This window comes from Billgrantia hypersalina (genome assembly GCF_052584175.1).
The window spans coordinates 158,791-169,621 of the sequence record NZ_JBMIQI010000018.1; the positions used below are offsets into that span (position 1 = coordinate 158,791).

Consider the following 10,831-nt stretch of genomic DNA (forward strand, 5'->3'; position numbering starts at 1 on the left):
AAATAGCATGTTAGACGAGTCCTGGCCAAACGCCAGGCCCCTCGCAAGGAGGCAACATGACCACCATCACCCGGGTCGAGGTCCAGGACATCCGCTTTCCCACCTCGCGCGACCTCGAGGGCTCGGATGCCATGAACGCCGCGCCGGACTACTCCGCCACCTACGTCATCCTGCACGTCGACGATGGCGGGCCGGAAGGGCACGGGCTCACCTTCACCATCGGCCGCGGCAACGAGATCGTGGTCGCGGCGGTAAAGGCGCTGGCCCACCTGGTAGAAGGCCGCTCGCTGGCCTCGATCACCACCGACATGGGCAGCTTCTGGCGCGAGATCACCGGCGATAGCCAGCTGCGCTGGATCGGTCCCGACAAGGGCGCGATCCACCTGGCCACGGCGGCGCTGGTCAATGCGGTATGGGATCTATGGGCCAAGCGCGAAGGCAAGCCTGTCTGGAAGCTGCTGGTGGACATGACGCCAGAACAACTGGTGCGCTGCCTGGACTTCCGTTTCGTCACTGACGCCTTGACCCCCGAGGAAGCTCTCGCGCTACTGCGCAGACGGGAGGCTGGTAAGCCCGAGCGCGAGGCCGAAATGCGGCGCGACGGTTTCCCCGCCTACACCACATCGGCCGGCTGGCTCGGCTACAGCGACGACAAGGTGCGCCGCCTGGCGCGGGAAGCGCTGGCAGAGGGCTGGACTCACTTCAAGCAGAAGATCGGCGGCAACCTGGAAGAGGACGCCCGTCGTGCGGCCCTGCTGCGTGAGGAGATCGGCTGGGACAACGTGCTGATGATGGACGCCAACCAGGTCTGGGATGTCGACGAGACGATCGCCAAGATGCGCCGCCTGGCCGAGTTCGACCCGCTGTGGATCGAAGAGCCCACCAACCCCGACGATATCCTCGGCCATGCCGAGATCCGCCATCGCGTTTCCCCGATCGGAGTGGCCACCGGTGAGCACTGCCACAACAAGGTGATGTTCAAGCAATTCTTCCAGGCCGAGGCGCTCGACTACTGCCAGCTCGATGCCGCGCGCCTGGGCGGCCTCAACGAAGCGATCCTGGTGGTACTGATGGCCGCCAAGTTCGGCGTGCCCGTCTGCCCCCATGCCGGGGGTGTCGGGCTGTGCGAATACGTCCAGCACATTTCGCTGTTCGACTACATTGCCGTGTCGGGCAGCCTGGAAGGGCGCGTGCTGGAGTACGTCGACCACCTGCACGAGCATTTCGTCGATCCGGTGACAATCGAACGCGGCCGCTATCGTATACCCGAAGCCGCGGGTTACAGCATTACCATGCATGCCGAATCGCTGGCCCGGCATCGCTTCCCCGATGGTGCCGAATGGCAGTAGCCGGTATATGAGAACGCAAGACGTGCGGCAGGAGACGAGCGCAATGGAACGAAACGACTTTCTCGAAGCACTCGGCGCACGCCTGGGCGAGCGCGGGCTGCTGCGCGAGCCGGAGGGCATGGCGCGCTACGTGGCGGACTGGGCAGGAGACCGGCTCGGCATGCCGCTGGCAGTCGCCCGTCCCGCCTCTCCCGAGGAAGTCGCTGCCACGGTGCGCCTGTGTCGTGACCATGGCATCGCCATGGTGCCCCAGGGCGGCCACAGCGGCCTGGTGGCAGGCGCCCTGCCCGCCGTCGAGGGCAACGAACTGGTCATCAGCCTGGAACGCATGAACCGCATACGTTCCGTCGACCCGATCAGCTTTACCATGTCGGTGGATGCCGGGTGCATCCTAGAGAACGTCAAGCAGGCCGCCGCCGAGCACGATTGCGAATTTCCTCTCGCCCTCGGCGCCCAGGGAAGCTGCCAGATCGGGGGCAATATCGCCACCAATGCCGGCGGGTTGAACGTGCTGCGCTACGGCATGATGCGCCAACTGGTGCTGGGGCTCGAGGTCGTGTTGCCGGACGGGCGCCTGTGGGACGGCATGACCACCCTGCACAAGGACAATCGCGGCTATGCCTTGAAGCAGCTGTTCCTCGGCAGTGAGGGCACCCTCGGCATCGTCACCGGCGCCGTGCTCAAGCTCTCGCCACGGGCCACCCAGGCCCGCACCGCCCTGCTCGGCGTTCCCTCGCTGGAAGCGGTAATCGAACTTTACGGCCTCGCCCGGCGTGACTGCAGCGACCTGCTCAGTGCCTTCGAGCTGATACCGCGCCGCTGCATCGAACTCGCCATGGAGGCCACGCCATCCCTCGGCGATCCCATGGAGAGCCGCTACCCCTGGTACGTGCTGATGGAGGTCGCGGCCAGCGGTCCCCTGGACCTTGGCGCCATGCTGGAACATCTACTCGAACAGGGCATGGAACGCGAGCTGGTGCTCGACGGCGCACTGGCCGCCAGCGAAGCGCAATCGCGGCAGCTCTGGCAGTTCCGAGAAAGCATGCTGGAAGGCCAGCGTCGTCGCGGCGAGCACCTGCGCACCGACATCTCTGTCCCCATCTCGGCGATCCCCGCCTTCGTCGACGAAGCCAGTCGCCGCGTGATGGAAGCCTCACCCGACTGTGAGATCATCGCCTACGGCCACGTCGGCGACGGCAACCTGCACTTCAATATCCTGCCGCCCCGGGCCATGGCCGAGGCCGAAAAGCGCGGCCACCTTCACGACCTGGAGTTGTGCCTTTTTGACGTGCTCGACGGTTTCGGCGGCAGTATCAGCGCCGAGCATGGCATCGGCCGCACCAAGCAAGCCGCCTACCTGGCACGACTTTCCCCGGTGGAACGCGAGCTGGCCGAAGGCATCAAGGTGCTGTTCGATCCCGACGGCCTGATGAACCCCGCGCGCATCCTGCCACCGCGAGGCTGAGCGGCAAACGAACGCAACCCCGTCTACCCTCCAGGTAGCCCCATGACCAGAGGAAGGTCGATGACTTATCCCATTCTGCTACTGCCGGCCGCCTTCCTGGCGTTCGGCCTTGCCCTCCCCACCGGCCAGCTACTCGCCGACGCCGAATGCGAGCCCAGCGAGGAGCAGCAGGAGATGCTCGAGCGCGTCAACCAGGCACGTAGCGAAGTACGCCAGTGCGGTGACGAGGAGCTTGAAGCGGCCGAGCCGCTGGCGTGGGATTGCCGCTTGGCCGAGGCGGCCCGGGCCCATTCACGCGCCATGGCCGAAGAGGAATTTTTCGGCCATACCGGAACGGATGACGAAGGTGTCGCGGCACGCGTCAATGAGGCCGGCTACGCGTGGATGGCAGTAGGAGAGAACATCGCCGCCGGCCAGTCCGAGGTGGAGGACGTCATGCAGGGATGGCTCGAGAGCCCGGGCCACTGCGCCAATATCATGAGCGAGGACTTCACCGAAATGGGAGCGGCCTCGGTCGAAACCGAGGAGTCACGCTATTCGCCCTTCTGGACGCAGGTGTTCGCGCAGCCGCGGTAGATGGCTGAGCAGGCGATTTCCACGTGAGTCTCAAGCAGGGGCTTTCAGCAAGCGCGGTGTAGTGGAGGCGAAAACAAAAGAACGAGAGACAAGAGAGAGAAGTACGGAGGCAATGTCGGAGTGGGTGAAACTGGACCCTCCGTGGTCCACGGCAAGGCGTGCCGTATCAGCGGATATATGCCGCAATGGCGTCGCGGGCCGCCTGTTGAGCCAGCGCCTGGGAAACCCAGTGGTCCAGCACTTCACTGATGAAGCTTGCCGCGTTCGATGATGCAGACATGAGGTTTCTCCTGTGTGACAACCAGAATCATCATGCCTTAGCTTTATCGACATTTCATTAACGTTAAGAAACTTTGCCCCGACGTACCAAAGATAGGGCGCTGTCTGTCAAGAAAACCGCTTTCACCTTACTGCAGTGCATGGAAAAGGCTTCCATAGCCATTTTGGTGCGACATTTCGGCGGCTGCGCGACGTTAACGGAACATTCAAGGGGCAGGCTTGAGCCGGCAGTTGATCCCCGCGGGTATGTCGCCTGCCGGATTCTCCAATGTCAGCCCGACACCAAAAGTGCCGCTCGACGCATCAATGACACGATCCACCCGGGCCACACGGGCCGTGACTTCTCGCTCTTCCGGCGCCAGCAGTTCCACCCGGAGGCTATCGCCCACCTGAATCGCTCCATAGGCGGTCAGGGACATGACGGCCTCGACTCTCAGCGGGTCGAGCTGAACCAGTTCCAGCACCGGGGTGGCATCGATGTACTCCCCCTCCTCCGCCAGCCGCTGGGTGACCAGGCCGGTAAACGGGGCACGCTGGCTCATCTGTTCCAGCCTGGCATTGACCAGATTGACCTGCATGCGGGCCAGGCGCAGCTCAGTGTCGATCTCGTCGCGCTCGCTCTCGCTGAGCATGCCGCGTTCGACCATGCGCTGGTTGCGCTGCACGCGGCGCTCGGCATAGTCAGCCCTCGCGCGCTCCAGCGCGACGCTGGCCTGCTCCACGTCGCGCTTCAGCGAGAACAACGTATCGCCGGCTTCGACCCGGTCGCCGGGCTCGACCTCGATACGCTCGATGACGCCAGGCACCTGGCTCGAGAGCGTCGCCTGCCTTCCCGGCTCGACCAGACAGCTCAACTCACCGAAACCTAACTCGACGACATCCTGGGCCTGGGCCTGGTGTGCAGCACTCCCGAGAGCTGCGGTAACGCACAGCAGCGTGACGCTGCGATGAAAAAGCTGAAGCATTCGAATCCTCGTTCTGGCTTACCGCGAGACACGGCATGGCGTTGATGGTGGTCGGTCACTCCGACTTGCCGCTAAAACCCAATTGCTCGTCTTCCCGCCAATCGGCCTCCAGCAGACGTGCACGCTCCCGCGCATGGCGCGCCTCGCGCCGACGCTGGGCACGCCGCAGACGCGTCGGCAGCCGGCCCAGGTGACGCTGCCAGCCCTCCAGTTCCTCGAGCAGTGTATCCTCTTCGCTGACGACGAATTCCACGCTTCCCGGGTCGCCCTGTCGCGCACAGCGTCCCGCGATCTGGCGATCTACCCGTGAGGCATCGTGATGCCCCGCAACGATGACATGGAGCCCCCCCGCCGACTTGACCACGGCATCGAGGGAAACATCGGTGCCACGCCCTGCCATGCTGGTGGCCACCGTCACTGCCCCCTTGCTCCCGGCGCGAGCCACCGTCTTTGCCTCCTCGGCATCCTGGCGCGCGTTGAGCATGGCGTGATCGATACCGGCCCCGGTCAGTCGACGTGAAAGCGCCTCGGAATCCGCCAGGTTGACCGTGGCGATCAATACCGCTCGCCCCTGACCGGCGAGTTCTCTTGCACGCTCGACGATCCACTCCCATTTGTCCTGTGCCCGTGCGACGCACACCGTCGGCCAATGCTGTCGCTTGCTCGGCCGATGCGGGGGAATCGCCACCACGCGCAGGCGGTAGGTGCGCCAAAATTCGCTACGTACCTCCCGTGCCGTGCCGGTCATGCCCGAGAGGTGGTGATAGCGGCGAAAGAAGCGCTGGTAAGTGATACGAGCCAGCGTCACGCTGGGGTCGCTCGGCTCGCAGCCCTCGAGGCGCTCGATCATCTGCTGCAACCCCTTTTCCCAGCTGCGGTCTGCCATCACACGACCGGTATGCTCGTCGATGATCTGCACCTTGCCGTCGCGTACCAGGTAGTGATGATCGCGCTGGAACCGGTGGCGCGCCACCAGCGCCTGCTGAATCAGCCACTCCCTTCGCGAGCGTCCCACCCAACCGCTGCCGGTCAGGCCCTGGGCCTGTTCGGTGAGCCGCTGCCTGCCACGCTCTGTCAGGTGAATCTGCCCTTTCTCGCGCAGGAAGTGCTCGCTCTCCTCGAATTCACCGGCGAGCTTCAGTGCCTCGTCCAGCATCCCGATGTCCAGCACATCGTTGCCCGAAGGGCCCGAGAGTATAAGCGGCGTGCGCGCCTCGTCGAGCATGACGCTGTCGGCCTCGTCGACGATGGCGAAGTGCAGGCCACGCAGCAGCAACCGCTCGTCACGCAGCTCGCCGACAAGGCGCGCCGCGTGCGCCTGGAGGGGATGGCGATGCCGTCCCAACAGCTGGGTATCGCGCAAGTAGTCGAAGACCAGCTCCTTGTTGGTGCAGTAGACGACATCGGCAGCGTAGGCTGCGCGTCGCTCATGGGGTGTCATTCCATGAACGACGACCGCCACGCTCAGGCCAAGTGCACGGTAGACGGGCCTCATCAGCTCAGCATCGCGCGCCGCAAGATAATCGTTGACGGTAATGACGTGAACGGGAATGCCGGCCAGGGCGGCCGTTGCCGCCGGTAGCGTTGCCGTCAGGGTCTTGCCCTCGCCGGTATGCATTTCGGCGATCCTGCCGCCCAGCATGGCCAACCCACCCAGCAACTGCACGTCGTGATGCGCCATGCCCAGCTCGCGCCGCGAAACCTCTCGTACCAGGGCGAAGGCACACCGCGCCAGTCGTGGCGTCACACCGTGGCGCAACAGCCGCAGGCGCAACGCATCGCGTTCCTCATCGATTCCCTGCGGGCCCAGGGCGGCCAAGTACACGGCATGCCGGTGTATCCCCGGCAGATAGGCTCGCAGCCCCAGCCGACGTAGCGCCGCCGGCCGATGCAGTTTCGAGCGCAGCCAATGCCAGGGCCGCTCCAGGCTGCCGGGTGGCAGCAAGGTCCGCTCGGGGCGCGCCAACACGTCGGCGGGCAGCTTCATCAGTGCCATGCCACGCGCCTCCCCACCCACCCCCTCATCGCTCGAACAACCTCAGGAAGGAGCGGCGCAAGTCGCGCCAAAGCCGATAGCCGACGGGTTCCGGGGCATGCTCGATACGTACGTGGACCCGCCCTCCCAGTTGCAGCAACTGCCCTCCCGCCTGCAGGCCTTCTGCTGTGAAATCCGCCAGGTAATGGCGGCGAAAGGCCTTGGGCGAGCCGTCCTCGGCCCTGGCCGTGGGGTCGACCGCCACGTGCCCGCCCCCCTCGACGCTGAGCAGCGAGCTCGGGATCGCGTGGTCGGAGCTGGGCGAGACCCACAGCAGGCTACCCGAGGCGTCCCGCTCATGGCCGGGCAGGCGCAGGCGCACCTGGCGGGTATCGTTGCGCACCCGTTCGACCTGATGCGCCGGCAGCAGGGTCCTGATACGCAAGTCCTCGGGGCGCACCACGACGCCCACCGCAGCACCTCGCTGCAGATAGCTGCCCAGCGGCGGCGTGCCCTCGGGCATCAGCAGCAGGCCGGAATGCGGGCTGGTCAAGACCGTGGCGGCCGCCCGCTCGCGGGCATCGTCGAGCTGCCGCACCACCGGCACCAGCGTCTCGCGCAGGATCGCAGCCGCCCGTGTATCGCGTACGCTGGCCACCAGCTCCTGCTCGATCTCGCGCCGACGCGCCTCGAGTAGCTGCACCTCGACATCCAGTTCCGGCGCCGAGATCTGCATCAGCGGGTCTCCCGCCTCGACCGGCTGGCCGTCTTCCACCCACAGCTCGATGAGCTCGCCGCTGACACCGACGCGCACCTGCGCCGGTTCGCGGCTGTCGATGACACCTTGCACGTAGGTGGCGTAGGGCAGCGGAACCAGGAACAACAGCAGTGCGCCCAGCGCAAGGCCAGCAAGCAACCCGCCCCAGGCACGCGCACGCGAGCCTTGCAGGGAATCCTCCACGGTCATCGCCTTCAGCAGCTTGAAAAGGGGCAACACCAGCGTCATCGACACCGACCACAGGGCCAGGATGACGCCAAAGAACAAGTACTTGGTCGCCACGAACACGGCGATGGTCACCATGATCACCAGGCGATAGCCGAACGAGGCCAATGCATAACCGGTCAGCCAGCAGGCCTCGCGTCTGGAGCGTGCCTGGCTCGTCACGTCGCGCCGGCCCAGCAGGTAGCGCTTTACCGTATAGGTGAGCTGCTGGTTGGCACGATTGAACAGGTTGGGAATTTCGAGGTAATCCGCCAGCACGTAATAGGCGTCGAAGCGCAGCAGCGGGTTGCCGTTGAACAGCAGCGTCGAGACACCGGCGATCAGCATGACATTGAATGCTGCCGCTCGCAGCAGGCCCGGCTCGGCCATCGCCCATACCAACATGGCCAGCGAAGCCAGGAACAGCTCTACCAGGATACCTGCCGCCCCCACCAGCATGCGCTGGCCCTTGTCGGGGCAGGCCGCTGCGGCGCTGGCATCCACATAGGGCACCGGGAAGAACACCAACAGCATGACGCCGACCTCGTGCACTTCGCCACCGGCATCCTTGGTCGCCCAGGCGTGCCCCAGCTCATGCAGCGCCTTTATCACGGGATAGACCAGCGCCAGCATGAGCAGGTTGCCGACCCCGAACACGCGATCGGCCAGGTTGTCGGTCAGCGGCTGCCAATGCACGCCGGCGACCACCAGTGCCAGCAGCAGGGTGGCCAGCCAGATCGCCCCGCCGAGCGGGCTGAAGAAAGGGCGTACCAAGGGGTAGCTCGCCGCGACGAAGCGCTCCGGATCGAGCAGCGGCAGGCGAATACCCAGCGGGGAGCGAATCAACTGCAGCCACTTGCCACGCTTCTGCCGTGCCTGGCGACGGGAGAGTTCGTCAATGTCGATATCCCCGTACCCCGAGAGCACGTTGGCGCCATGCAGGCGGCCGATCAAGGCGATCAGTTCCTGCTGGGTCGGCATGGCATCGCCCAGCGAAGCGCTGACCTGATCCCAGATGTCTCGCAGCGTGCGCTTGCCGTCCAGGCGCCCGATGACCTGGTACGCCTCCGGTGTGAAACGGTGCACCTGCCCAGTCAGGGTATCGTGCAACACGTACCAGGGCTCGCCACGGTATTCATGTCGATGCAGGTTGGCGTGATGGCGCAGCCGCAGACGCAAGTCGGCCACCCGGTGCCAATGCTGGCTGAAGAGAGGTCCCGCCATGCGTTACCCCCACCAGCGCCATAACGTGAGACGTAGCCAATCCACGAGTTCCCGCGTCCAGATGCCGATCAGCCTGCCCTCCCCGGCTTCGATCCTGCCTACCCCCTGCAGGCCCGGGCGCAGCGCCTGGCGCGTCTCGGCGTCGATGTCTCCGGCGTCTCGCGCCAGGTTGGCCTCGACGACGAAACGACTGCTTCCGTCGCCGCTGCGTGTCTGCGGTGTGATCCGCTCGATGACGAACGGCAGTCTCGCCCCGGTCATCGCGGCCAGCACCAACTCACCGCGCTGACCGATGTCAACGTCGTCGATGCGCCCCTCCGGCACCTCCAGTTCGAGGCGAAAGTCGTCCAGCGGCGACACCCGAAACAGCTCCTCACCCTGCTCCACGGCACCACCCAGCCGCTGGGTGAGATCACCGCTGACCACCACGCCGGCAAAAGGCGCCAGCAGCGTGGCGCGCTCCAGCCGCGAATCGACCAACGCCAACCTTGCCTGGGCCTGATCGCGCTGAGCCGCCAGCACGTTGAGCGCGGCACGATCGCCGCGTGCACGCATCTCCTGCTCCTGGCGTTCGAACTTCGCCAGCTCGCTCTGCCACTGCAAGCGCTCCAACAGCAGGTCGCGGCTCTCCATGCTGGCCAGCGGCTGTCCCGCCTCGACCCTGTCGCCGGGTCGTACCAGCGCGTCGTCGATATAGCCGCGAAACGGCGCCGTTATCACGCGCTGCTCGCGGCTCTCGAGCACCGCATCCGCCGAGATGCGGTCGGTTCCCTTGGCAAGCGCCGAAAAGCCCAGCACGCCCGCGAGAAGCAGTGAGGCGAGCTTGTAGCCCAGGTGGCCGGGGCCAACCAGGCGACCGAGCTGCTCACCGCCGGCAATGACGACCTTCAGCGGCAGCGGCCTGTCGTTGCGTCGCTTTTCCTCCAGCGCACGGGCGCAGAGCGCCAACAGACTCTCCAGCGCTGCGACCTCCTGGGCGGCGAACGGCACCTCGCGCTCCAGGGTAACGGCCCCCAACGGCCGAACCCCGTCCAGTAGCGGCACGCTGACTACCGCGGACAGCCCCGTCATCTTGCCCAACGCGGCCTGGGCTCGCGCGACGCGCCGTACGCCTTCCGGCCCCGTAGGAGTCGGCCACACGGCGGTTCCACGCTGATCGAGCGCCTCATCCATCGCCGTTTCGGTGGCCCGGATACGATTCATCTTGCGGTTGAACTGGGCGCTGTGGGAGATCTGTTCGACCCGGGTGCGCGCCCCGCGACGCCAGCCCAGGCTGACCCGCTCTGCCTCGAAATGGCTGGCCAGGCGCGAGACAAGCTGCATGGCAGCGGCTGCAAACCGGGCCTCGGCCAGCACGGCGGCCAGCAGGGTAAGGTGCTGAGAAAGGGTTTCCTGACGCTGTCGCCCGGCACGATGGTGACGCTGCAAGGCATCGCGCTCGAGAGCGGCGATTCCGTCTTCGAGCCGACGCATCAGCGGCAACAGCATGGACTGGGTCGCGGTGTGAGCCTTTGACTGCTGCTCGCCCCGCAGCAGCGACGCCGGCAGGCTGGCCCGCAGAGCAGCGGTTTCCAGGTCGAGTCCCTGCAGCGTTTCGGGTACGGATATGCGCAGGGCAACGGCCCCGAGCAGCGCCTGACCCGCAGACTCACTGGCCGAAGAGGAAACGTCAGCCAAATCCCGTACCGGGAAGCCGATCGCCAGGTGGCCGGTATCGAGCTGCATGACCATTCCGCGCCCGGCCTCGCGCACCTCTTCGGCAAGAGAAAGCAGCGCCGCACCATCCGCCTGGCTTGGCCACAGCGCAACGGGCTGCCACTGCTCGCCCCTACGCCACAGCACAATGCCTTGGGTCACGCTGGCCCCTTCCGGCCGCGGCGCTTGCTCACAGTGCCGGACGAGCCAACCCTGAATGCCCAGCCCCTGCTGTTGCCCGGCCTCGCTGGCCAGCCTTTCGCCATCGGCCGTTTCAATACCGCTCAGCTGCATCTGCCCTCACAGCGCCTGCCTGCCCGG

The 10,831-nt window shown here is 65.8% G+C and carries 7 protein-coding genes; 3 read left to right on the forward strand and 4 right to left on the reverse strand.

The annotated features are described in order from the left end of the window. The first annotated feature begins 56 nt into the window (after window positions 1-56). The 3 genes from ACOJCM_RS15455 to ACOJCM_RS15465 are packed head-to-tail and all read left to right on the forward strand — an operon-like array spanning window position 57 to window position 3,390. Window positions 57-1,349, forward strand: coding sequence for an L-fuconate dehydratase (locus ACOJCM_RS15455; RefSeq protein WP_445212960.1), 1,293 nt, complete (start codon window positions 57-59; stop codon window positions 1,347-1,349). Between the two features lie 43 nt (window positions 1,350-1,392). Beyond that, window positions 1,393-2,814, forward strand: coding sequence for an FAD-binding oxidoreductase (locus ACOJCM_RS15460; RefSeq protein ID WP_445212961.1), 1,422 nt, complete (start codon window positions 1,393-1,395; stop codon window positions 2,812-2,814). A 60-nt stretch (window positions 2,815-2,874) separates the two neighbouring features. Beyond that, entirely contained in the window at window positions 2,875-3,390 is a 516-nt protein-coding gene (locus ACOJCM_RS15465) for a CAP domain-containing protein (protein ID WP_445212962.1), read from the forward strand. Window positions 3,391-3,875: 485 nt separating this feature from the next. Here ACOJCM_RS15465 and ACOJCM_RS15470 read toward each other — a convergent pair whose 3' ends face one another. From ACOJCM_RS15470 to ACOJCM_RS15485, 4 genes are read right to left on the reverse strand one after another with little or no spacing between them, the layout of a single operon-like run. Beyond that, entirely contained in the window at window positions 3,876-4,634 is a 759-nt protein-coding gene (locus tag ACOJCM_RS15470; RefSeq protein ID WP_445212963.1) for an efflux RND transporter periplasmic adaptor subunit, read from the reverse strand. Window positions 4,635-4,689: 55 nt separating this feature from the next. Then, window positions 4,690-6,630, reverse strand: coding sequence for a preprotein translocase subunit SecA (locus ACOJCM_RS15475; RefSeq protein WP_445212964.1), 1,941 nt, complete (start codon window positions 6,628-6,630; stop codon window positions 4,690-4,692). A 25-nt stretch (window positions 6,631-6,655) separates the two neighbouring features. Then, on the reverse strand, window positions 6,656-8,815 hold the full coding sequence (locus tag ACOJCM_RS15480) for a peptidase M50 (RefSeq protein ID WP_445212965.1): 2,160 nt from the start codon (window positions 8,813-8,815) through the stop codon (window positions 6,656-6,658). Between the two features lie 3 nt (window positions 8,816-8,818). Next, window positions 8,819-10,804, reverse strand: coding sequence for an HlyD family efflux transporter periplasmic adaptor subunit (locus ACOJCM_RS15485; protein ID WP_445212966.1), 1,986 nt, complete (start codon window positions 10,802-10,804; stop codon window positions 8,819-8,821). Between the last annotated feature and the right edge of the window lie 27 nt (window positions 10,805-10,831).